The sequence below is a fragment of the Myxococcus sp. CA005 genome, assembly GCF_006518205.1.
GTDB classification, from domain to species: Bacteria; Myxococcota; Myxococcia; order Myxococcales; family Myxococcaceae; genus Myxococcus; species Myxococcus xanthus.
Genome location: NZ_SRLV01000001.1, coordinates 1 through 23,047 on the forward strand (window position 1 = coordinate 1; position 23,047 = coordinate 23,047).

General features: G+C 68.9%; 17 protein-coding genes and 1 riboswitch. Of the genes, 6 read left to right on the top strand and 11 right to left on the bottom strand.

Annotated features, from left to right (window positions below; genetic code table 11):
• Window positions 1-118: 118 nt before the first annotated feature.
• Entirely contained in the window at window positions 119-694 is a 576-nt protein-coding gene (locus FMQ63_RS00005) for an ABC transporter substrate-binding protein (RefSeq protein WP_011556449.1), read from the bottom strand.
• A 238-nt stretch (window positions 695-932) separates the two neighbouring features.
• Here FMQ63_RS00005 and metK point away from each other — a divergent pair, with 238 nt between their 5' ends.
• Window positions 933-2,123 (top strand): methionine adenosyltransferase, encoded by a 1,191-nt coding sequence (gene metK / locus FMQ63_RS00010; protein WP_011556448.1) that lies wholly within the window; start codon window positions 933-935, stop codon window positions 2,121-2,123.
• Window positions 2,124-2,326: 203 nt separating this feature from the next.
• Here the strand turns inward: metK and ahcY are convergent, their stop codons facing one another.
• Both ahcY and FMQ63_RS00020 read right to left on the bottom strand, forming a co-directional pair.
• Window positions 2,327-3,757, bottom strand: a complete 1,431-nt coding sequence (gene ahcY / locus FMQ63_RS00015) for an adenosylhomocysteinase (RefSeq protein WP_011556447.1) — start codon at window positions 3,755-3,757, stop codon at window positions 2,327-2,329.
• 92 nt (window positions 3,758-3,849) lie between these two features.
• A riboswitch (S-adenosyl-L-homocysteine riboswitch) is annotated at window positions 3,850-3,923 on the bottom strand.
• Between the two features lie 98 nt (window positions 3,924-4,021).
• Window positions 4,022-4,492, bottom strand: a complete 471-nt coding sequence (locus tag FMQ63_RS00020) for a YchJ family protein (protein WP_011556446.1) — start codon at window positions 4,490-4,492, stop codon at window positions 4,022-4,024.
• A 114-nt stretch (window positions 4,493-4,606) separates the two neighbouring features.
• Between FMQ63_RS00020 and FMQ63_RS00025 the strand changes: the two genes are divergently transcribed.
• Window positions 4,607-5,500, top strand: coding sequence for an undecaprenyl-diphosphate phosphatase (locus tag FMQ63_RS00025; RefSeq protein ID WP_011556445.1), 894 nt, complete (start codon window positions 4,607-4,609; stop codon window positions 5,498-5,500).
• An 18-nt stretch (window positions 5,501-5,518) separates the two neighbouring features.
• Window positions 5,519-6,112, top strand: a complete 594-nt coding sequence (locus FMQ63_RS00030; RefSeq protein ID WP_011556444.1) for a CoA pyrophosphatase — start codon at window positions 5,519-5,521, stop codon at window positions 6,110-6,112.
• A gap of 12 nt (window positions 6,113-6,124) precedes the next feature.
• Here FMQ63_RS00030 and FMQ63_RS00035 read toward each other — a convergent pair whose 3' ends face one another.
• The 3 genes from FMQ63_RS00035 to FMQ63_RS00045 form a co-directional block, all read right to left on the bottom strand.
• Window positions 6,125-6,673, bottom strand: a complete 549-nt coding sequence (locus tag FMQ63_RS00035) for a hypothetical protein (protein ID WP_011556443.1) — start codon at window positions 6,671-6,673, stop codon at window positions 6,125-6,127.
• Window positions 6,674-6,682: 9 nt separating this feature from the next.
• Window positions 6,683-7,909, bottom strand: a complete 1,227-nt coding sequence (locus FMQ63_RS00040) for a hypothetical protein (protein WP_228556342.1) — start codon at window positions 7,907-7,909, stop codon at window positions 6,683-6,685.
• 248 nt (window positions 7,910-8,157) lie between these two features.
• On the bottom strand, window positions 8,158-8,592 hold the full coding sequence (locus FMQ63_RS00045; RefSeq protein WP_011556441.1) for a YciI family protein: 435 nt from the start codon (window positions 8,590-8,592) through the stop codon (window positions 8,158-8,160).
• A 494-nt stretch (window positions 8,593-9,086) separates the two neighbouring features.
• Between FMQ63_RS00045 and FMQ63_RS00050 the strand changes: the two genes are divergently transcribed.
• Both FMQ63_RS00050 and FMQ63_RS00055 read left to right on the top strand, forming a co-directional pair.
• Window positions 9,087-10,046 (top strand): HAD family phosphatase, encoded by a 960-nt coding sequence (locus FMQ63_RS00050; RefSeq protein ID WP_225909558.1) that lies wholly within the window; start codon window positions 9,087-9,089, stop codon window positions 10,044-10,046.
• Window positions 10,009-11,289 (top strand): threonine/serine exporter ThrE family protein, encoded by a 1,281-nt coding sequence (locus FMQ63_RS00055; protein WP_011556439.1) that lies wholly within the window; start codon window positions 10,009-10,011, stop codon window positions 11,287-11,289. Before FMQ63_RS00050 ends, FMQ63_RS00055 begins: the two co-directional genes overlap by 38 nt.
• A 103-nt stretch (window positions 11,290-11,392) precedes the next feature.
• On the opposite strand, the gene FMQ63_RS00060 is transcribed toward FMQ63_RS00055, so the two are convergent.
• Window positions 11,393-13,054, bottom strand: a complete 1,662-nt coding sequence (locus tag FMQ63_RS00060) for an arylsulfatase (RefSeq protein WP_011556438.1) — start codon at window positions 13,052-13,054, stop codon at window positions 11,393-11,395.
• Between the two features lie 149 nt (window positions 13,055-13,203).
• Window positions 13,204-14,958: a SulP family inorganic anion transporter gene (locus FMQ63_RS00065; protein ID WP_020477997.1), complete on the bottom strand. Its 1,755-nt coding sequence runs from the start codon at window positions 14,956-14,958 to the stop codon at window positions 13,204-13,206.
• A gap of 256 nt (window positions 14,959-15,214) precedes the next feature.
• Between FMQ63_RS00065 and FMQ63_RS00070 the strand changes: the two genes are divergently transcribed.
• Window positions 15,215-17,104, top strand: coding sequence for a SulP family inorganic anion transporter (locus tag FMQ63_RS00070; RefSeq protein ID WP_011556436.1), 1,890 nt, complete (start codon window positions 15,215-15,217; stop codon window positions 17,102-17,104).
• Between the two features lie 40 nt (window positions 17,105-17,144).
• Here the strand turns inward: FMQ63_RS00070 and FMQ63_RS00075 are convergent, their stop codons facing one another.
• The 3 genes from FMQ63_RS00075 to FMQ63_RS00085 form a co-directional block, all read right to left on the bottom strand.
• Window positions 17,145-18,545 (bottom strand): DUF2254 domain-containing protein, encoded by a 1,401-nt coding sequence (locus FMQ63_RS00075; protein WP_216609308.1) that lies wholly within the window; start codon window positions 18,543-18,545, stop codon window positions 17,145-17,147.
• Between the two features lie 185 nt (window positions 18,546-18,730).
• Window positions 18,731-20,146 (bottom strand): MBOAT family protein, encoded by a 1,416-nt coding sequence (locus FMQ63_RS00080; protein WP_011556434.1) that lies wholly within the window; start codon window positions 20,144-20,146, stop codon window positions 18,731-18,733.
• 1 nt (window position 20,147) lies between these two features.
• Window positions 20,148-23,021 carry a GDSL-type esterase/lipase family protein gene (locus tag FMQ63_RS00085; protein WP_011556433.1) on the bottom strand — a complete coding sequence of 958 codons (2,874 nt, stop codon included), beginning with the start codon at window positions 23,019-23,021 and terminating at the stop codon, window positions 20,148-20,150.
• Between the last annotated feature and the right edge of the window lie 26 nt (window positions 23,022-23,047).

Below are 23,047 nucleotides of genomic sequence, written 5' to 3' on the forward strand. Positions count from 1 at the left end.
GGGTCGGTCATCGGCCAGGCACGAGGGGAAGGGCGACTCTACGCGAAGCACGGACCCCGCGAAAACAACAGTGGTGCGGCCGGGAAGCCTGGTGGCCCGGCCGCCGGGCAGGTGCGGGCTACTTCTTCTTCACCTTCGCCAGCTCCGTGCGCATGCGCTCCAGCAACAGGTCCCAGCCGCCCTTCTCCATCAGCGGCTTCACCTGCGTGTCCCGGATGTCCTGGAGCATGGACGAGCCCAGCACCGTCACGTCCACGACCTTCCAGGCGGCGGCTTCCTTCACCAGCCGATACTTGAGCTTCATCTCCTGCGTCTTCAGCGGGTGCTTGATGAAGACGGTGGAGGCCACCGTGGCCTCGGGGCCCTGCACCTGCGAGGGCTCGTAGGTGATGCTGTCCAGGTTCTTGAAGTTCTCCCGCACGCGGGGGAAGGCGATGTTCGCGAAGAGGTCCTGGAACAGCGTGACGAACTCCTTGCGCTGCGCATCGGTGCCCTTGTCCCAGTTATCGCCGAGCAGGAACTTTCCCTGCTCCTGGCTGCCGAAGTGCTTGAGGGCCAGGGCGTCGCGCTCGTAGCGCACGGACTGCACCACGGTCTTCACCGGCTTGGCGATGGGGTCTTCCTTCGCGGCGAGCGCGGGGAGGGCGAAGGCGAAGGTGGCCAGGAAGGCGAGGGTACGGAAGCGGGCGTTCATGTCGGGCTGTTCCTCCAGAGCGGATGCGCGGACGTCTGTTAGCCCAAGGGAACGTCCGGCGCCTCGCGAAATTCATGCTGGGGTGGGAGGCGGACATCCGGTCGTAGTTGCCTGGTCGCTGTTCGCTGGCGGATTCCGAAAAGTTGAATGATGCGGCCCTCTTGCGCGTTTGACTCCTCTAGGACGCCACGTCTAGTGTCCGGCCTTCGCGCACTGTCAGCGCAGCCTCTGAGACGACATGCCTACCGACTTCCTGTTCACGTCTGAATCCGTCACTGAAGGCCACCCGGACAAGATCGCCGACCAGATCTCCGACGGTGTGCTGGATGCCATCATCGCCAAGGACCCTCAGGCGCGCGTCGCCGTGGAGACGCTCGTCAAGACGGGCCTCGCCATCGTCGCGGGTGAGGTGACGACGAACTGTTACGTGGACATCCCGAAGCTCGTCCGCAGCACCATCTGCCGCATCGGGTACACCGACAGCTCCATGGGCTACGACGGCAACACCTGCGGCGTCATGGTGGCCATCGAAGGCCAGAGCCAGGACATCGCCCGGGGTGTCGACAACAAGAAGGACCAGGGCGCCGGCGACCAGGGCATGATGTTCGGCTTCGCCTGCGACGAGACGCCGGAGCTGATGCCGGCTCCCATCCACTACGCGCACGCCATCACCCGCCGCCTGGCGGATGTGCGTCGCAAGCAGCACCCGTGGATCCGCCCGGACGGCAAGAGCCAGGTGACGGTGGAGTACCGCGACGGCCGCCCCGCCCGCATCGACGCGGTGGTGGTGTCCACGCAGCACTCCGATGAGGTCTCCAACAAGAAGATCCAGGAGGCCATCCGCGAGGACGTCATCGCGAAGGCGCTGCCCAAGAAGCTCATCGACAACAAGACGAAGTTCTTCATCAACCCCACCGGTCGCTTCGTGGTGGGTGGCCCCATGGGTGACTCCGGCCTGACGGGCCGGAAGATCATCGTGGACACCTACGGCGGCATGGGCCGTCACGGTGGCGGCGCGTTCAGTGGCAAGGACCCGTCCAAGGTGGACCGCTCGGCCGCGTACATGGGCCGTCACATCGCCAAGACGGTGGTGGCCGCGGGCCTGGCCCGGCGCTGCGAGGTGCAGGTGTCCTACGCCATCGGCGTGGCCGAGCCCGTCAGCGTCATGGTGGAGACCTTCGGCACCGCCACGGTTCCGGAAGAGCGCATCGCCCTGGCCGTCCGCAAGACGTTCGGCCTGCGTCCGCGCGAAATCACCGAGTACCTGAACCTGCTGCGGCCCATCTACCAGAAGACCGCCGCCTACGGTCACTTCGGCCGCACGGAGAAGGAGTTCACCTGGGAGCGCGTCGAGGAGAAGAAGGACGCGCTGCGGGATGCCGCCAAGAGCGCCACGCCGTCAGGTGGCCGCCGCCTGAAGGCCGTCTGAGACAGGGCGCTTCGATTCGGCCCCCACGCTGCCTCACCGGCGCGTGAGGGCCCGCAAGCACACGGGCCGCTTCCCAGGAAGGGAGGCGGCCCGTTGTGTTTCTGCCTGGGCGCTTCGCTGGCGCGCGAGCCCGGCGTGCTCGAGGCTTCGTCGCGGCCAAGCCCTCGCCCCGGTGCAGGCGGGCGAGGGCGACAGCGGACCGCTCAGTAGCGGTAGGTGTCCGGCTTGTACGGGCCGGAGGTCTTCACGCCGATGTAGTCCGCCTGCTCCTGGCTCAGCTCGGTGAGCTGGGCGTTGAGCTTCTTGAGCTGGAGGCGAGCGACCTTCTCGTCCAGGTGCTTGGGCAGCACGTACACCTTGCCGACCTCGTAGTTGGCGCTGTGCGAGTACAGCTCAATCTGAGCGATGGTCTGGTTCGCGAACGAGCTGGACATCACGTAGCTGGGGTGGCCGGTGCCGCAGCCCAGGTTCACCAGCCGGCCCTTGGCCAGCAGGATGATGCGCTTGTTGTCCGGGAAGATGATGTGGTCGACCTGCGGCTTGATCTCCTCCCACTTGTACTTCTCCAGGGAGGCGACCTCGATTTCGTTGTCGAAGTGGCCGATGTTGCAGACGATGGCCTGGTCCTTCATCTTGGCCATGTGGTCATGGGTGATGACGCCCTTGTTGCCGGTGGCGGTGACGAAGATGTCCGCCTTGTCCGCGGCGTAGTCCATGGTGACGACGCGGTAGCCCTCCATGGCCGCCTGGAGCGCGCAGATGGGGTCGATCTCCGTCACCCACACCTGGGCGGACAGCGCGCGCAGCGCCTGCGCGGAGCCCTTGCCCACGTCGCCGTAGCCCGCGACGACGGCAATCTTGCCGGCGACCATCACGTCCGTGGCGCGCTTGATGCCGTCCACCAGCGACTCACGGCAACCGTACAGGTTGTCGAACTTGCTCTTCGTCACGCTGTCGTTGACGTTGATGGCGCGGAACAGGAGCGTGCCCTTGGCGGACATTTCCTGGAGGCGGTGCACGCCCGTGGTGGTCTCCTCGGTGACGCCGAGAATCTTCGCGCTCTTGCGTGTGTACCAGGTCGCGTCCTCGGCCAGCTTCGCCTTGATGGCGGCGTACAGCTCGCGCTCTTCCTCGCTCTGGGGGTTGGCGAGGACGCTGGCGTCCTTCTCCGCGCGCTTGCCCAGGTGCATGAGCAGCGTGGCGTCACCACCGTCGTCCAGAATCATGTTCGGACCCTCGTGGTCGCTGCCCGCGGGGCCGAAGTCGAAGATGCGGTGGGTGAAGTCCCAGTACTCCTTGAGGGACTCGCCCTTGTGCGCGAACACCGGCGTGCCGGCCTGCACCAGCGCGGCGGCGGCGTGGTCCTGCGTGGAGAAGATGTTGCACGACGCCCAGCGGACCTCGGCGCCCAGCGCCTGGAGCGTCTCCACCAGCACGGCCGTCTGGATGGTCATGTGCAGCGAGCCCGTCACGCGCGCGCCCTTGAGCGGCTGCGTCTTGGCGTACTCCTCGCGGATGGCCATGAGCGCGGGCATTTCGCTCTCGGCGATGCGGATTTCCTTGCGGCCCCAGTCGGCGAGCGACAGGTCGGCGATGGCGTAATCCTGCTTCAGGGACTTGGTTGCGGCGGTCATGGCAATGGCTCCTGGTCCAGCGGGCGCGGCGTTCCGGGCTCGGGGAAGTTCGGTGTGGATGCTTGCGACGACTCACCCTCGCAAGAGACGCGTACAGGTGAGCGCCGTTGGGTGATTCCGCTTCGAGCCTGGGGCCGGGTCCGGCCTCGCAGCGCTCCTCGAAGTCAGCGGGGAACCTACGAAAAGGACCCCTTCATTTCAACGAGAGACTGCCGCCCCCGGGGGCAGGCGGACAGCCTGCTCCATCCACTTCCAGACGCCCACCTAGCGAGGGAACGTGGCGAGCGTGAGGGACTCGGGAGGGACGGCCAGCTCCTTGGGCGCCAGCGCCACGCCGGACAGGTAGCGCCAGCCGGTGCCGTCGTGCCGGAAGTCGGAGCGCTCCACGAAGGAGCGGTCCTTTCCCTTCTCGAACACCTTGGCGAAGAAGAGCACCTGCGCCAGGCCGTCCGCGTCCGGTTCCCGGCGGTCCATCACCACCAGCTTCGGGTACTGGTGCGCCTGGGCGAAGGCGCGCAGCTCGCGCAGCACCTCGTCCTGGGGCCGCGCGCGGTCCGGGTGGTGGGGGTGCAGCGTCTTCCACAGCCAGGCCACTTCGCGCAGGGCGAAGGCGCTGTAGCGGCTGCGCATGAGGCGCTCGGCGTCGGGCGGCTCGGCCTCGCCTCGGTGGAAGGGCGCGCAGCACTCGCGGTAGCGCAGGCCGGAGGAGCAGGGACAGAGGGGGGCAGGGGGCATGGTGCGGTCCGAGCCTACCCGTCCCGCGCGGGCCGTGGGTGTTCGTGCGTACAGAGGCGGTGGAACACCCTTGCTGGGCGGGGAGAGCGGGCATACATCCGGGGGCCGCACCCTATGAGCCTCCTCGAAGCCATCGTCCTGGGTCTGGTCCAGGGTCTCACGGAGTTCCTTCCCATCAGCTCCACGGCGCACTTGCGCATCGCGCCGGAGCTGTTCGGCTGGAGGGACCCGGGCGCGGCGTACTCGGCGGTCATCCAGTTGGGCACGGTGGCGGCCGTGCTCATCTACTTCCGCAAGGACATCGTGTCGCTGGTGGCGGCCTTCTTCCGGGGGTTGGCGCGGCGCGAGCCCTTCGGCACGCTGGAGGCGCGGCTGGCGTGGTTCGTCCTGGTGGGCACGCTGCCTGTCGGTATCGCCGGGCTGACGTTGAAGAAGTTCATCGAGAACGAGTTCCGCTCGCTCTACGTCATCTCCGGAAGCCTCATCGTGCTGGCCCTCATCCTCCTCGTGGTGGAGAAGCGGGCCTCGCACCAGCGGACGCTGGCGGACATGCGGTGGAAGGATGGCATCCTCATCGGCATGTGGCAGGCGCTGGCGCTGATTCCGGGTGCGTCTCGCTCTGGCACGACGCTGACGGGCGGCCTGTCGCTGGGGCTCAAGCGCGAGGATGCGGCACGCTACTCGTTCCTGCTGTCCATCCCGGCCACCACGCTGGCGGGCGTCTTCGAGCTCAAGCACCTGCTGGAGGCGGAGACGCGGCCTTCCGCGATGGCGCTCTGGGTGGGGACGCTGGTGGCCTTCGCGTCGGGCATGGCGGCCATCGCGTGGCTGTTGCGCTTCCTGCGCACGCGGACGACGTTGGTGTTCGTGGTGTACCGCGTGGCGCTGGGCGTGCTGCTGCTGGTGCTGCTCCAGACGGGGAAGCTGAGCCCGATGTCGGGAGTGGAGAACGTGGAGGTCCCTGGCGAGCCAGGGGCTCCGCCGGTGGAGAAGCAGATTACCGACTAGCGTGAGAGGACGTGGGCCGTGAGTGTGGAGGCGCTGTTCCAGACACTGGAGTCACGGCTGTCCTCTCGGCCGGCGCGTGAGGTGCACCTGCCGGGGTGGACCCTGCGGGAGGCCTCGGTGCTGGTGCCGGTGTTCGAGCGGGACGGCGTGCCCCACGTGCTCTTCACGCGCAGGCCCGCGACGCTGCGGACGCATGCGGATCAGTACAGCTTCCCGGGGGGAGGCCGCGACCCCGAGGACGCGACGCCCCTGCACACGGCGCTGCGCGAGACGGAAGAGGAACTGGGCATCGACCGGCGCGGCGTGCGGGTGCTGGGGATGCTGGATGAGGTGCCCACGATTTCGCAGTACCGGGTGCGGCCCTTCGTGGGCGTGATTCCCGGGGACGGGAAGTACCGGCCGAGCGCGGAGGAGGTGGCCTTCATCCTGGAGGTGCCACTGTCGGGGCTGTTGGACCCGTCCATCCTCCGCGTGGAGCAGAAGGAAATCATGGGGGCGGAGCGGGACCTGTACTTCTACACGTATGGGACGCACGTCATCTGGGGCGCGACGGCGCGCATCCTGCGCGACTTCCTGAACCACGTGACGCAGGTGCCTGGCGGGGCGGGGTAGGGCGCCGTCGCGTCAGACCAGTCGGGTCCGGAACTGGAGCCAGGGGACGAGCTCCGGGTGCTTCTGCTCCACCTGTGTATTGTGCAGGGCGTGGGCCAGGGTGTTGAGCCCGTGCTTGAGTCTTCGCATGGCGCGGAGCTTCTCGATGGGAACTGCGTGAAGGTCTCCCAGGGCTATCCAGTGGGCTGCTTCCTCTAGCGGCATTATTGTGAGGCGCTGGACCCACTCGACGATGGGTTCGGAGTCGAGGACGAAGTCACCTTCGCGTTCGCCAAGCTCTGCAATCATCCATGCGCGCAGGCTCATCTCGGAGAGGCTGAAGGAGTATTCCTCCTCGTCGGAATGGCGTTGTGCGAGCACCCCGTAAACGAGCAGCGCGATGTGGGCCCAACCCAGGCTCCGTTCTTGCCGGGCGCGGAGCGCGAGAGCGTAGGCAAATCCATGCCAATTGAAGTGCGTGCCGTCGACGGGCTCTCCGATGGAAAGACCGTCAAGCCACTCCCTGATTTTGGGGAGCGGCCACTTCAAGACGGTTTGGACCAACGAGGAGTTTGCTTCCATGGCCTCGCATTATGGGGGAAAGGTGATTCCATATTGAGCGAAGGCTTTTCGGCCAAGCTCAACGACTCGCCTGCTCATGGCTTCCGATGCTCCTTTGAGGTAATGGCCACTCTGAGGGGTGATTCGGATACCAAAATAAGTGGTCCCGTGGACGGCCAGTTCTGCTTCACCCGCTGCCACCACAGGTTTTCCTCCGCTGGCGACGGCATGGGAGATTTCTACTTCGCTCCACCTGTGTGGAACGATTCGGAGCTGTCCCTCTTGAGTGAGTACCCACTTCACTCGTTCCCCTCGGGCATAACGCGCGAACTGAGCTGAATCTACGCTGACTGGCTGGACCCCCAGACTGCTAGCTATTTCAAGCTCTTCAGGGAGTAGGTCGGGTAGTTGGTTGGTGAGTATCTGCTCGGATGAAGTGCTGTCCGTCCGGGGCGATTTCTCACTTCCTGGACCGCGAGCCGTCATGGCGACCGCATGGGGCGCGAGGCCCACGGTCATGACTCCCTCTGCCACGGTGATGGAGCGCACTCCTCCTGCCATCGCCGCGGACAGCCGGAATCCCGCCTGCGCCTCCGCGGCCAATGCCGCGCTGGCGAAGCCGGGCAGCGTCGGTCCCTTGGAGGCCATGCTCGCCGCCCCACCACTCAGCGCCGCCGTCAGCGCAAGGATGAGCACGCGCGCTCCGTTTTCTCCCATGACTCGGCCGAAGCGGTGCCCCGCGTACTCCAACTCCCGGAACGACTCCGCGCGGTCAGCGTCCGCCGACAGTCTCTGCCAGCCCTCCACGAGGCCCATGAATGCGTCCACGCCGAGGTAGGCGAGGACGAAGGTCGTCAGTGCGACGGCGACGACCTTGGTTACGGGCTCCGGCGCGACGATGAGGAACATGTACGCGGCCATCGCCGACGTCAGCATTGCCTTGAGCGCGAGCGGGTTGACGACCTCCTTCACGGCGTCCTGTACGCCGTCCCACACGCCATCCCAGGCGAAGGCGAGCGCCATCTGTCGGCGCGCCTTGGCATCCAGGAAGGAGAAGCCACCCTCCAGGAGCGTGAGGCACTCGCCAGGACTGTCCTGTCGGGAGCACCAGTCGCCATAGTCGCTTCCGGCACTCTGGGGCCCCGAGTCCCACGAAGCGAGCCGAACCCGTGGTCGCTCCGCGGCCCCGTCGTGGAGGGAGAAGCGCATGTCCAGCACGAGCCGGGTCATCACCCGCCGGAACGCGTCTTCGTCCACCTCGACCGGCTTTGCGCTCTTCGGCGGGAGGTAGACGATGGGCTCGCCCTGTCCCGTATCCAGGCGCACGACACGCGGTGTCGCGCAGCCCACGAGAAGCACGCTCAAGAGCAGTGCACCTGCTCCACGCAACGTCATGTCGTCCCCCTGGCGTGTGCTCCGAACCCGTGGGAGCACTCGTCAGGAACTAGCACCTGCCTCTGACGCCCTGAGGAGGTCCGGAGGCACCGGACCCCCTCCGTTGCGACTCACGCCTTCTGCTTCTGCTCCAACTCCGCGCGCAGCTTCTCTTCCTGCGCGCGCAACTCCGGGGTGAACTCGGCGCCGAAGTCCTCGGCCTCGAAGACGGGGCGAATCTCCAGCTCCGACTCCTCGCCGGGCATGGGGGGCGGGCAGCGGCGCGCCCACTCCACGGCCTCTTCCATCGACTTCACCTGCCAGATCCAATAGCCGGCGATGAGCTCCTTCGTCTCCGCGAACGGACCGTCGATGACGCTCTTCTTCCCGTCCGCGAACCGGATGCGTTTGCCCTTGGTGCTCGGGTGGAGACCGTCACCGGCCAGGAGCACGCCCGCCTTCATCAGCTCCTCGTTGTACTTGCCCATCTCGGTCATCAGCTGCTCGCCGGGCATCACACCGGCCTCGGAGTTCTTCGTCGCCTTCACAATGACCATGACGCGCATCGGTTCTTCCTTTCGGTTCGGGAGGCGCTGCGTCCTCGTTCAAAATGGCGACGAATAAGCTCGAAGCGGATCGACACGAGGCGAAAAATCGCGAGGCAGGCTGGCTCGCGCCTCAGGGAGGCCCCAAGAGTCCAAGAAATATCAAGGGGTTGCGTGAGTCGTCGGGCCGACTGAGTGGCTGCGAACCTCGCCCATGGCGCAACGCGAGCGATGCGTGAGGCTCAGCCCACCGCGCCGAGGGCTGCGTCCCGTGGGCCCTTGCATCGCCTCTCCGCCATGACGCTCGTGCCGCCCGCTCCATGTCGGCCCAGGGGCTTGCGGCGGCCGGGCCCAGCGAGCCCTCTACGCGCACCTCCCATGCGGCGTTGTAAAGCGTTGATGCCGACCTCACCGTCCCGAGAGGCGCCGCCATTGCGGGGGCGCGCCTGGAGCCGGACATGGTACGGGGCGCACGGAATGAAGGGGGCAGGCTGTTTGGCGCACTCTCGCGCTTGATGGCGATGCCTCTCCATGCACTGGCCGCGGACGCGCTGCCGTCGTGGAACGAAGGGCCCGTGAAGCAGGCCATCATCGACTTCGTCGCCCGCGCCACCACCAAGGGTGGGGCCGGCTTCGTTCCGCCCGAGGCGCGCATCGCCACCTTCGACAACGATGGCACGCTCTGGCCGGAGCAGCCGCTCGTACAGGGCGCTTTCATGCTGAAGCCGCTCCGTTCCCGCGTGAAGGAGGACCCGTCGCTCGCGAAGCGGCAGCCGTTCAAGGCGATCCTGGAGGGGGACCTCTCCGAACTCTCCACCATGGACAAGTCCAAGCTGATGAAGGTGCTGGGAGTGACCCATGCCGGCATGACCGAAGAGGCGTTCATCCGCAAGGTCCGCGCGTTCTTCCAACACGCTCGCCACCCCAGGTGGAGCGTTCCGTACAACCAACTGGCCTACGCCCCCATGCTGGAGTTGCTCCGGTACCTGCGCGCGAACGGTTTCCAGACCTGGCTCGCCTCGGCGGGGGGCATCGACTTCATGCGTGTCATCTCCGAGGACACCTACGGCATCCCGCCCCAGCAGGTCATCGGCAGCCATCTGAAGAAGACCTTCGACGACGCGCACGCTCCCTCGGTCCTGCGCCGAGAGGCGCGCGTCGCCCACGTCAATGACAAGGCGGGCAAACCGGTGGGCATCGACGAGCACATCGGCCGGCGGCCCGTCTTCGCGGCGGGCAACGTGCGCTCCGGCGGCGACATCCAGATGCTCCAGTACACGCGAAAGCGCCCGCGCCCAGGCTTCGCCTTGCTCATCCACCACGACGACGCGGCGCGCGAGTTCGCCTACGAGGAGAAGGACGGCGCGTCATTGAAGGCCGCGCGAGAGGGCGGCTGGGCCGTGGTCAGCATGCGGCGGGATTGGAGGCGCATCTTCGATGAAACGCGAGCACGGACTGGGAACGGGAGGGGATGAAGAGGCGGCGTCCCGCTTCCTGCTGGACCTGGCCAGGGCACTGCACCTGGCCTATCAACCCTCGCTCCTGGTGGAATCGCGCGTGCGCCGGGCGGCGAGGGCCTGGGGGCTGAGCACGGAGGTCTTCACGGTCCAGAGCCTGGCCATGACGCAGGTGGTGGCCCCTCGACGGTCGCCCGCCGACTTCGCGCGGCTGCCCTTCAACCCGCACTGGAACCTGGGCCGTGCGGCGAGGCTCCTCCAACTGACGGATGACATCGCGGCGGGAGGCGTGGGCCTGCCGGAGGCCCGTGCGAGGTTGGACCGCATCGTGGCCGAGCGCTCTCCCTACCCGAAGTGGCTCGTGCTCCTGGCCTATGGCGTGTACGGCGCCGCCGCCGCGGCGCGCGTGGGGGGCGCGTGGTGGGAGATGTTCGCGGCCCTCCTGGTGGGCGCCATCGCGGGCGTCATCCATTTCGGAACGTTGGTCTCGCAGCGGGTGGACCTGCAGAAGAGCTTCCTGGCGGCGTTCCTGGGAACGCTGGTGGCGTTCGGGCTCCGCTTCGTCCTGCCGCCCTTCGATGTGGTCCAAGCGTTGTTTGGCGGGGCGGTGCTGCTGGTGCCCGCGATGGTGGTCACGCTCGGCTCATTGGAGTTGGCCTCGGAGTCCGTGGAGGCAGGCATGACGCGTCTGGTCTATGGACTGCTGCGCTTCCTGATGATTGGCGTGGGCATCGTGGCGGCCACGACCTTGTGGGGCTTTCTCTTGCCGGTACCGGAGTACAGCGACGTGCACGTGCTGTCGCCTTGGGTCACCTTCTTGCTGCTGGCGGTCGGTGGCGTGGCACTGGCTGTCTGCATGGCGGGGCGGCGGCGCGACCTGGTGGGCATCGTCGGCGGGGTGCTGATCGCCTACGGGACGCAGGCTGGGATGAAGGCGGTGCTGGGAGAGCAGGGGAGCCCGATGGTGGCCGCGTTCGTGCTGGGCGTGGCCGGGTTGCTCTACGGCCGGGGCGGACTGCGGATGCCAATGACGGTCATCATGCCGGGCTTGTTGCAGCTCGCGCCGGGCTTCATGGGGACGCAGGCCATCATCGCGTTGCTCGGCATGGGGCGCCCGGGCGCGGAGGATGCCCGGCCGTTCGACGTGCTGATGGTGGCGCTCCAGTTGGTGTTGGGGTTGGTATTCGCGACCTTGGTGGTGCCGCCGCGCATCCCCGTGGACGGCGACGACACCGCGCCATCGGGTTCCGGGAGCGCGTAGCGCCTCGGGGGCGAACGATGCAGCGCCAATCCGGACGGGCCCCGGAGGTCCGCCCGGCGGACACGGGCGGCGGCGCTGTTCCGCCGCCCGGAGCCGCGCGTGGCTACGCGTGCGACTGCTGGGCGCGGCGGACGAACCGCTCCACCTGTTCGGCCAGCGCCATGACCTGGTCGCCAATGGCCGTCTCCTCCTTGCGCTCGCGCGCCTCCAACAACTTCCGCTTCACGCGCTCCTTGATGGGCCCGATGCTCAAACTGCCCGGGGCCTGGCTGGGCGGGTAGTCGAGCAGGCTCTGGGCGAACTTCTGGACCAGCGCCTGCGCGGGCACGAACGTGAACATCCGCTCCCCGTACCACTTCAAGTACAGGCCGGCCTTGGGGCCGTACTCGAACGGGTCCGAGCGCAGGTTGATGAGGTACGGCCACGCCGGGTCGAAGCGCTTGCCGCTGAACCACATGTCCGGGCCTTCGCCTTCCTGGTAGCTGAAGATGAGCTTCCAGTCGTCGTACCGGACGGCCGCGAGGTTTCCGCTGTCGAGCACGTAGATGAACTCGTGCCGGGGTCCCTTCTCCTTGCCCGCGAGCAGCCCGGTCTGGTCATACCCATCCAGGTAGACCCGGAAGGTCTTGTCACCCGCCTTGTAGCCGCGCTGGCACTGTGCCACGAGGTCCTTGGGGCCGCCCGCCGCGGAGACCAGCGTGGGCATCCAGTCCTCGTGCGCGAAGATGTCGTTGATGACGCGCCCGGGCTCCACCACGCCCGGCCAGCGCACCATGCAGGGGACGCGCACGCCGCCCTCCCAGGTGGAGCCCTTCTCGCCCCGGAACGGGCTGTTGCCCCCGTCTGGCCAGCCCATCTTCTCCACGCCGTTGTCGGTGGAGAAGACCACCAGCGTGTTGTCGGCGATGCCCAACTCGTCCAGCTTGGCCAGCAGCACGCCGACGATGTCGTCCAGCTCCCGCATGGCATCCGCGTAGAGGCCGTAGCCGGTGGCGTTCCGGTACTTCTCCTGGAGATAGGTCCAGACGTGGGTGCGCGTGGTGTTGTGCCAGAGGAAGAACGGCTTGCCGTCCTTCACTGCGCGCTCCATGAAGTCCAGGGTCCCCTGGAGGAACTCCCCGTCCACGGTCTCCATGCGCTTGCGGGTGAGCGCGCCGGTGTCCTCGATGCGCTGCTTGCCCACCACGCCCCAGCGCTTGTCCTCGGTGGGGTCATCGCGGTCCGTGGCCCAGCTCCGGAGGACGCCCCGCGGACCGAAGCGCTCCTTGAAGGTCGGGTCCTTGGGGTAGTCCGGGCACTCCGGTTCGCCCTCCGCGTTGAGGTGGTAGAGGTTGCCGAAGAACTCGTCGAAGCCGTGCACGGTGGGCAGGTAGGGGTTGGAGTCACCCACGTGGTTCTTGCCGAAGTGGCCGCAGGTGTAGCCCAGCGGCTTCAGCATCTCCGCGATGGTGGGGTCGGAGTCCTGGAGTCCATACTTCGCTCCGGGCATGCCAATGGTGGTGAGCCCCGTGCGAAGCGGGTTCATGCCGGTGATGAAGGCCGCGCGGCCCGCGGTGCAGCTCTGCTGGCCATAGCAGTCGGTCATCATCGCGCCTTCCTTCGCGATGCGGTCGATGTTGGGCGTGAAGTACCCCATCATCCCCTGGTTGTAGGCGCTGATGTTCCAGATGCCGATGTCATCGCCCCAGATGACCAGGATGTTGGGCTTACGCGACTGCTTGCCGTTGCCGTTTCCATTGCCCGTGGGTTTCGCCTTGCTTGCCATGTGCTGCCTCCTGGGCAGGAGGTGTGCACGCGCCGCCGCTGGGGCATGGTTCAGGAGGAGGGGGCGGGAGGGGAGGCAACGGGCCGGACTGCGGACCGGGTGAGGACGGGCGCAAGCCTGTTCCCCCTCGATGGCGCTCGAGCCCCCGCTCAATGCACGGGAGGGAGCGCCGGAGGCTCACCGTCGCGGGCGTGCCTCGCGTCGGCGTCCTTCAGGAAGTGGTGCACCGCCGCCTCCACGGTGGCATGCACATTCTCCGGGCCCAGCCGCTCCAGCAGGCCGGTACGCCGCAGCAGCGCGCGCAGCGGCGCCCGAGCCTCGGCGACGCCCAGCACCACGCCCTCTTCCTCGAACTCACGGCGCAGCTTCTCCAGGCCATCGGCAGCGGTGACGTCCATGTCGAACACGGCGGACGCATCAAGCACGAACCACCGCACGGGCGCATCCGCGCTGGAGACCAAGGCCCGGGCCTGCTCCCGCAGATGGCGCGCGTTGGCGAAGAACAGCGGCGCATCGAAGCGGTAGATGACGAGCCCGGGCACCGTCTCGGCGTTCTCGAACCGCTCGATGTCGTGGTAGCCGGGCACGCCCTCGCGCTCGCCAAGCACCGCGTCGTGGGGCCTGGCGGCCCGGCGGATGAGGTCCGCAAGGGCCAGCGCCACCGCGACGAGGATGCCTTGGAGGATGCCCAACACCAGCACCCCCGCCATCGTCACGCACGCGAGCACCGCCTCCACGCGCCGCACGCGCCACAGGTCGATGATGGCTCGGAACTCCAGCAGGTACACCGCGGCCACGAAGACGATGGCGCCCAGCGTCACCATGGGCAAGTCGTGGAGCAGGGGCGTGAGGAACAAGGCGAACACCAGCACCACCCCTGCGGCGAGCACCCCCACGAGCTGGGTCCGCCCCCCCATGGAGACGTTGACGGCCGTGCGCGAGTCGCTCCCCGTCACGGGGAACCCCTGGCTGAACGCAGTGGCGAGGTTGGCTGCGGCCTGCCCGAGGAACTCCTGGTTGCTGTCCAGCCGGTAGCGGAACCTGTCGGCGTAGAATCGGCCCGTCAGCACGGAGCTGGCGTAGTTGACGAGCGCCAGGCTGAAGGCGGCGGGGAGCAGCGACCGCACGTCCTCGAAGCGCAGGGACGGCAGGCCTGGAGCGGGGGGCTCGGCGGCGAGGGGGCCCACGACCTTGATGCCCCCATGCTCCAACTGGAACAGCCCTCCCGCCACCGTGGTGAGGACCACCAGGATGAGCGGACCGGGCACCTTGGGCAGGAGTTGCCGCAGCAGCACGAGCGCGGTGATGACGCCCAGCCCCAGCAGGAGCGTCGGGACGTGGGTCCGTTCGAGGTGGGTGGCCACCTCGAACACCTGACCCGAGAACGTGTCGGACTGGCGCTCCTGCCCGAAGAGCCGCGCGAGCTGGCTGCCGATGATGATGAGCGCCGCGCCATTGATGTAGCCGATGAGGATGGGCTTGGACAGGAAGTCCGCGAGCGCGCCCACCTTGAGCAGCCCTCCGAGCAGGCTCAGCACGCCGACCAGCAGCGCCAGCAGTGCCGCCAGCGATGCGTAGCGCGCGGGGGCCGCCCCCGCCGCCACCGGCGCGAGCGCCGCGGCGGTGAGGATGGCGGCACCCGCTTCGGGTCCGATGATGAGGTGCCGCGAGGGCCCGAACAGCGCATAGGCCAGCATTCCCACCACGCCCGCGTAGAGGCCCGCTGCTGGACGCACGCCCACGAGCTGCGCGTAGGCCAGGCCCTGGGGGATGAGCATCGCACCAATGGTGAGCGCCGAGAGCAGGTCCGCCCGGAACCAGCGGCGCTGATAGCCGCGTGCCTGCCGCAGGCCCGGCAGGCCTCGCCGCGCCGCCCACCATGTCCGCGCCACCAGGTCGCTCACCGCCCATCCCCTCGCGCTGGTGCCTCCGTGACACGCTGCGAACGCTGGGGCTGCTTCGCAACGCAAGGTCCGCGCCCGGGCGGCTCCTGGCATGGCCGCATGCCCCTGGGCGAATTGCGCGTCCGGAACACCGTCCCCATCCCTAGCTCGGAGACACCATCGACGGTGGGGCCGCGTGTGCCGGCCGGTCGCGCAAGCGCCAGCAACGGGCGCACGCGCTCTCCGGGGCGGGGCCCGTCCTGGGAGGAGCATCCTGATGCCAACGTCCGCCACCAGGTCCGCGGCCTCCTGGCTCTCGCGTGCCGTCCCCTTTCTCGAGTCGGTCCGTGGCTACCGCGCCACGTGGCTGAAGCGGGACACGGTGGGGGCGCTCACCGTGACAGCCCTCCTCATCCCAGAAGGGATGGCCTACGCGGAGCTGGCGGGCCTGCCCCCAACGGCCGCCTTCTACGCGGCCCCGGCGGGGCTGGTGCTCTACGCGCTCTTCGGCAGCTCGCGCCAGCTCATCGTGGCCGTGTCCGCGGCGGTGGCGGTGCTGTCCGCCGCGACCGTGGGCGCGCTGGCACAGGCGGGCTCGCCCCGCTTCGTCGTCCTCACGGCGGCCCTGGCTTTGATGGCGGGGCTCATCTCGCTGCTGGCGGGCGTGCTGCGGCTGGGGCGAATCGCTCAGTTCTTCTCCGCCTCCGTCCTCACCGGCTTCGTCTTCGGCCTCGCGCTCATCATCGCCATCAAGCAGGTCCCCAAGCTCTTTGGCGTCAAGGGAGGCGACGGCAACTTCTTCGAGCGGCTGTGGTTCCTCGTCACGCACCTGGGCAGCACGCACCTGGTCACGCTGCTCGTGGGGGCTGGCAGCCTCATCATGTTGCTGGCGTTGGACCGCGTGTCGAAGCGGCTGCCCGCGGCGCTGGTGGTGCTGGCGCTGTCCATCGTGGTGACGGCGCTGCTCGGCCTGGACGCGCGTGGGGTGAGCGTGGTGGGCAAGGTGCAGGCGGGGCTCGTCCCACCCCAGGTGCCGGACGTGGGGCTCGGGGATTTGCTGCGCCTCCTGCCCGGCGCGAGCGGAATCGCATTGGTGGCCTTCGCGGAGGCCATTGGCCCCGCGCGCATGCTCGCCGCGCGTCACGGCTACGAGGTGGATGCCAACCGTGAGCTGGTCGGTCTGGGCGCCGCCAACATGGGCGCCGGACTCTTCCAGGGATTCTCCATTGGTTGCAGCCTGTCCAAGTCCGCGGCCAATGACGCCGCCGGGGCCCGCACCGAGGTCTCAGCGATGCTGGCCGCGGGCTTCACGCTGCTGGTCGCCCTGTTCCTCACGCCTCTCTTCCGCCTGCTGCCCGAGGCCACCCTGGGCGCCATCGTGGTGGTCGCCGTTTCGGGGATGATGGACGTGCGGGAGATGCGGCGTCTGCACCGGATGCGGCGGGCCGACTTCCTCGGGGCGCTCGTGGCGCTCGTCGGCGTGCTCGCCCTGGACGTCCTGCCGGGCCTGCTGGTGGCGGTGGGCGTGTCGCTCTTCCTCACGGTGTACCGCGCCAGCGTGCCGCGACTGAGCGAGCTGGGCCGTGTCCCGGGAACGCTTGCCTTCGGCGACGTGCGGCACGCGCCGCGCCCGTTGACCGTTCCGGGCATGCTCATCCTCCGCCCCAACGAGGGCATCTTCTTCGCCAACGCCACGGCGCTGCGGGACGAAGTCATGACGCGGGTGCGGCATGCCGGGCCCTCCCTGCACGCGGTGTTGTTGGATATGGAGGTGACGGCGGACCTGGACGTCCCTGGCGCGGACATGCTCGCGGCGCTCCACGATGACCTGGCCCGTCGACGGGTGACGTTGATGCTGACGCGGGTGATGGCTCCCACGGGCCGGATGCTGGAGCGCACCGGGGTGACGGCGAAGGTGGGCGCGGAGCATCTCTACGCGCAGGTCCTGGACGCCGTGGTGGAGCATCTGGCCCGCGCCTCGGCGGCGACACCCGAGGCACAGGGGTTGGTGCGCGACGGCTTGCGACGGCTGCGCATGCTGGTGGAGGAGGCCAGCACCACGCTCGATGCGGACGAGGGCGCGGACCGCGAGCGGCTCCAGACGTTGGGCCGGCGCCTGGGCCGGGCCGAGTCCGCGCTGGGAGAAGAGAGGCCTGGGCCGCACTGAGGCGTGTACCCGAGCGCGCGGCGCGTCGCCGGGTGGCCCCTCAGAACCCAATCGCGGGCAGCGGAGGAAGGGGTTTCCCCTCCAGCGCCTGCTCCAGCGACTCCGCGTAACGGCGGATACCCGCGAGCCACGAGGCGTCCTTCTGACCCTGCTCCGTGGCCGCGAGGACGCGGTGCAGGGTCTCCCGAGCCGTCCGGCGCGTCTCTGCCTGTCGCGCGTGCTGGCCCACGGCTCCCGCCAGCCGCAGCAGCCGGAGCACGACAGCGGGTTCGGTGGCGCCGTAGCGAAGCGTCTGGTCCGTGACCAGGTCCAGGTAGTCGCGCAGCGACGGAGCGCGAAGGAAGACGCGAGGGCGCCCGGAGCTGTCTGGCACCACGCGGGGGCCCAGCCGCATCTGGCTCAGCTCGCACATCAAGAAGGTGAGCTGGTCCAACGCCTCCACCACGGTGTAGGGGTCGTTGATGCCCGGCGACAGCGCCTTGACGGCCACGTCCACCAACTGGCGCACGCCCAACGCGACGTCCGCGTCCTCGTCCCGCCAGCGGTCCGTGTGGATGGCTCGGAGCAGGAGGGCCTCGGCCACCTCGCACGAAGCAGGGGAGAGGCGGTCATCCGACGCGAACCAGCCCACCTCGCCGCCTTGAATCACCGGCTCTCCGATGGCCCGCTCCAGGTGGACGACGAGCCGCCGCGCCGTCGCCACCTCCAGCAGGCGCCGCGCATCCACGGAGACGACGAAGCCGTTCTGCTCGGCCCGAAGCGGCCACCGCCCGCCCGTGGGCGCCGGCACCTCGGCCGGCGCCTCCAGGTCCCCTGAGCGCAATCGCTCCAGCCTGCGCGCGACGCGCAGCGTGTCCACGCGCACCCGTTGGACGATGTTCTCCACGCGCATGGACTGGAGCGTATGGAGCACATGGAAGACGAGCGCGCCTTCACAGACGACGAGCAGCAACATGGCCAGACTGAGCGCCGGGCGCGGCGCGCGCTCGGCGCCCGCCACGAGCCCGAACTCGTGGGTGGCCACGAGGCAGAAGACGCTCGTGGCGACGAACACCGGGATGACCACGCGGATACCCGCGCCGTGCACGAAGTGGCGCAGCAGTCGCGGCGAGAACTGCCCAGCGGCGTTCTGCACCACGAGCATGGAGAGGGACAGGACGATGCTCAAGGACGTCAGCGCGATCCCCAGCACGGTGGAGAGCATGTCCCGCGCCTCCGAGGAGGTGGCCTGCCAGGCGACGCCGCGCAGAACCCTTGCCGCGAACACAGGTGGATCCACGAACACCACGCCCAGGCATGCCCCAACCACCGCGCCCACCACGGGCGTGAGCCACAACCGATGCCGCAGCCACCAACGGAGCGGCGGTGCATCTCGCGGAGGACCGGAACTGGGGACTCCACGTCCCAGGGCTGTGCGGGGGAGTGCCTGGATGCCCGCCATGCGCAGTACCTCCGCCACCGCACTGGCCCTGAGCCAGTGCGCTCAGACCGACCGAGCACGGCGGCCGGGCCTGCTTCCCGGCTCCGGCGACGGGGCTGCCCCTCAGAGACTGGGAACGCTCATGCCCGACGGCAAGGCGCACGCGAAGGCCCGGGGAACTGGGGCCCGACAGCCCCTACGCCCACCTAGAACTGCAGGTACACGTACGGCCGCGCCTCCACGGCGGACAGGTGGCGGATGCCCAGGCCGAGCACCACCAGCACCGCGGCGCGCACCGGCACGGGCATGCGGACGAAGAGGTCCGACGACACCGTGTAGAGCTTCATCGGCACGGCATGGAAGAAGACGGCCGCGGCCAGCATGCCCCACACCAGTGGGCTCACGTTGGCGATGCCGGGCACGCCCGCCATCATCCTTTCGTAGAACTCGCCCGCGTGCGCCATGTCCGCTGCCCGGAACACCACGCGCGTCAGCACGACGATGGTGAACGTCGTCAACATGCCCAGCGCCACGCGGGGGATGCCCGGGGACTCGGGCTTGCCCACCGACCACTCCCAGCAGCGCGACACACACAGCGCCACGCCGTGCACCGCGCCCCAGACCGCGAAGCGCCAGTCCGCCCCGTGCCACAGGCCGCCCAGCACCATCACCGTCATCAGGTTGAACAGCACGCGCGGTTTCGACACGCGGTTGCCGCCCAGCGGGCGGTACAGGTAGTCGCGCAGCCACGTGGACAGGCTCAGGTGCCACCGGTTCCAGAACTCGCCGATGTTCTTCGCCAGGTAGGGCCGGTTGAAGTTCTCCGGGAACTTGAAGCCGAACAGCGCCGCCACGCCAATCGCGATGTCCGAGTACCCCGAGAAGTCGTAGTAGAGCTCGAAGGTGTAGGCCACCGCCGCGACGATGCACTCCGCGGAGGCGTACTTCTCCGGCGCGGCGAAGACAGGGTCCACCAGCCCCGCGCCCAGCACGTCCGCGATGACCAGCTTCTTCACCAGGCCCACCGCGATGCGGAAGAGGGCGTGGCCACCGGCCTCGGGCGTGAGGCTCGGCGTCTGGCGGAAGTGCACCATCAGCTCCGACGCCCGGACGATGGGGCCACTCACGACGCGCGGGAAGAAGAGCAGGTACAGCAGGTGCTCGATGAACGAGTGCTCCGCGCTCGCCTTCTGCCGGTACACGTCCACCGTGTAGCTGATGGCCTGGAAGACGAAGAAGGACAGGCCCACCGGCATCAGCAGGTTGAAGGGCTCGGCGCGGACCTCGATGCCCCACGGCGCCAGAAGCGACAGCAGCGACTGCCGCAGCATCTCCAGGTACTTGAAGCCCGCGAGCAGGCTCAGGTTGGAGACGACCGACACCGTGACGAGCGCCTTGCGGACCCCCTGTGACTGCGCGCGGGCCATGCCCTTCACGCACAGGTGGTCCACCGTGACGCCCACCAGGAAGATGAGGATGGGGAAGGGCGTGAAGGCCGCGTAGAAGAAGAGGCTGGCCACCAGCAGCACGCCGATGCGCGGCCAGTAGTGCCGGTGCACCGCCCAATACAGGGCGAACACCGCGATGACGAAGACGAGGTACTGGACGCTGTGCGACAGCACGTCAGTTGTCCTCCACGCGCGAGGTGGGGCCCGCCTTCTTGTGGGCCTCGTACGCCGTGAGCAGCTCCCGGGAGAAGGCCCCCGCCAGCCGCGCGTAGCCTTCCGGTGTCAGGTGGACGCCGTCCGCGTGGCCCAGCGCGGGCTGCGTGCGCTGCCAGCGCAGCATGGAGCGCTCTCCACCCATGGCCGCGCGAGTCGACCAGTACGCGCACCCCGCGTCTTTCGCCACCTGCGGCAGCGTGTTCAGCACCGACGCCAGCGAGGGCGCCTCGCTCCACCGGCCGTTGGCGTCCTGCGTGAGCCGGTCCGTGGGGCCCATCACCAGGCACTCCGCGTTGGTGGCCTTGCGCAGGCGCGTCAGCATCTCCGTGTAGTCCCGGCGCAGCGCCGAGGCGTCCAGGTCTGTCCGACCCGCCTCGTTGGTGCCGTACCAGAACACGAGCAGGTCCGGCCGCCGCGACGCCAACTGCGCGTCCACCGACGCCGCGTCCATGGCCCCCAATGTCGAGGCCGTGGCACCGGGAAGGCCCAGCGCGTCGTACACGACGCCCGGCGTGTCGTATTCCAGGGACGCCCCCAGCACCGTGACGTTGCCGTCCTTCGGCGCCGTCACCTCCACGGTGTGCGAGGACCCCGTGACGGGGAACGAGCGGATGCGCACGGTGGGCTCGGTCAACGGCTCCGGCGGAGGCGCGTCCGGCGGCAGCAGCTCGCCGTCAATCGCGATGTCCGGCGCGCGCACGTCCGGCGCGTCCAGCGCGTACAAATCCAACCGGCCCGAGGACTCCTTCGCCTCCGGGCAGTCCTTGCAGAACTGGATGCGCAGCTTCGCGCCCGGACCGCCCACGGCGCGGATGCCCGTCAGCCCCCACAGGCCCCCGGGGGGGGCGTCCTTGGCGGCGTCCTCGATGGTCCAGTCCCCCTCCAGCGCGCGCGTCACGCCCGCGGGCTCCAGGCGGGGGGAGGCCTTGCCGGCGGCGATGAAGCCCCGGCCCGCGGCGCCGAAGCGCTTCGTCAGCACCTCGCGCACCGCGTCCGTGAAGTAGTGCGACGCGGTGTGCGAACCACCCAACTGCGCGACGCCCACGCGAAGGGCCTCGCCCGCCTCGCGGCGCTTCAGCTTGTCGAACGTGCGCGCCAGCGCGGTGTCCGCGTTCTGCAGGCCGGCCGGGTCCACCACGGCCACCAGCGGCGCCCGGCTCTTCGCGAACGCACGCTGGAGGGACAGGTCGAAGAGGTGGCCCAGCAAATCCGAGCCCCGGGCGCGCGGGTGGACAAGGTCGTCCAGCATCAGCCCTTCCTCGAGCCAGCGCAGCGCGGAGCCCTCGCCGCCCATGGCGGCATAGGCGTCCCAGAACGCGCAGCCGGCCGCGCGGGCCTCCTCGCGGTAGATGGCGCCAATCTCCTGGGTGCCCCGGCGTGACACCACCTCGCCGCTCATGGTGCGCACGCCCGCGTCGATGGGGGCCATCAGCAGGCACGCGGCGTTCGGCACGTTGGTGCGCACGCGAGACATCAACTCCTTTATCTGCGCGCGCACCTCGTCCAACGTGGTGCGGTCTCGCGAGTAGAAGAAGGCCTCGTTGCCGCCCACCATCATCACCACCAGGGACGGCTTGCGCTGGCGCAACTGCGCGCGGAAGGCGGCGGGCTGGGCGCGCAGGTACACCTCCGCCATTCCGCCCAGCAGGCCCACCGTGTCGTAGACGACGCCCGGCGCGCCCGACTCCAGCGTCATGCCGTGCAGCTCCACCTTGCCGGACGTGGTGAGCGTCAGCGACTTCGCGCCCTGCGGCAGGGTCACGCGGGCGAAGGCCGCCTCCGACTTGTTCTTGGAGAAGCCTCGCGTGTGGATGCGCTGGAGCGGCTTGCCGTCCACGGAGAACTGCACGGAGCCACTGGCGGGCTGCGCCAGGAAGAAGAGCTCCGCCACGCGCGAGCCCTCCACGTCATAACGCGTGCTCTGGGAGCCCTTCTCCGAGCTGAAGGCCACGCCGGTCCAGCCCACCCGGTCGCGAGGCCACTTGGAGTCCACCAGCCGCTCGATTTCCCAGCCGTCCGAGCCTCGGCCCGAGCGCGTCCAGCGGCCCGCGCTGGCGGGGCGGGTGATGAAGAGGAAGCCCTTGCCGCCCGCGCCGAAGCGCTCCTGGAGCCGGTCGCGCACCAAATCAGTGATGTGGTCGGAGGCGACCAGCGAGTCGCCCAGGTGCACCACACGCACCGGCGTGCGCCGGGCGTCCTCGCGCAGCTCGGCCAGGGCCCGGGTGTAGGGCGCCAGTCCGTCCTCCAGGCAGCTCCCGTCTGGCCCCGCCTTGCGGCAGTTCAGCTCGATGTCCACGTGCTGGGAGCCCATGCGCTCGCGCAGGGCCTCCAGGTCCTTCGCGCGGGCCAGGGTGGGGGCGCTCAGCTCCTCCAGGCCGATGCCCGGCGTGGTGGGAACGGCGGGCAAAGGCTCCGCCACCAGGGCACCGGCGTCGGCGGGCTCCGCCTCTTCCGTCTCTGCCGGCGGGCGTTTGGCGGCGCCCGCAGCCGCCGTCATCACTTCTCCGGGCGGACGCGTGGCGCGACCGCCCGACAGCGAGGTCGGCAGGACGAGCGCCACCAGCTTCTCGGGCAGGGGACCCCGCTGGAGACTCGGGAGGGGCCGGAGGGCGTCTGGGACCGGGGCAAGCGACAGCCCCAACGCCAGTGCGACGGTGAGGATGAGCGTCAGCCCGGTGGATCTGGCCTTGAGTAAGTCCAACAGCGCGGCATGAGACTGGCTTTTTGGTGGCGGGTCAAAACTCTCACCTCCCTTCGTGGCTTTGCCGTCTGGAGGGCGGGCAGGCGAGTCCCTCTTTCCCGGCGAGGCTGAAACGGTATGGTGCGCCGCCATGGCCGCCGGCTGGGTCCGGGGCCTTC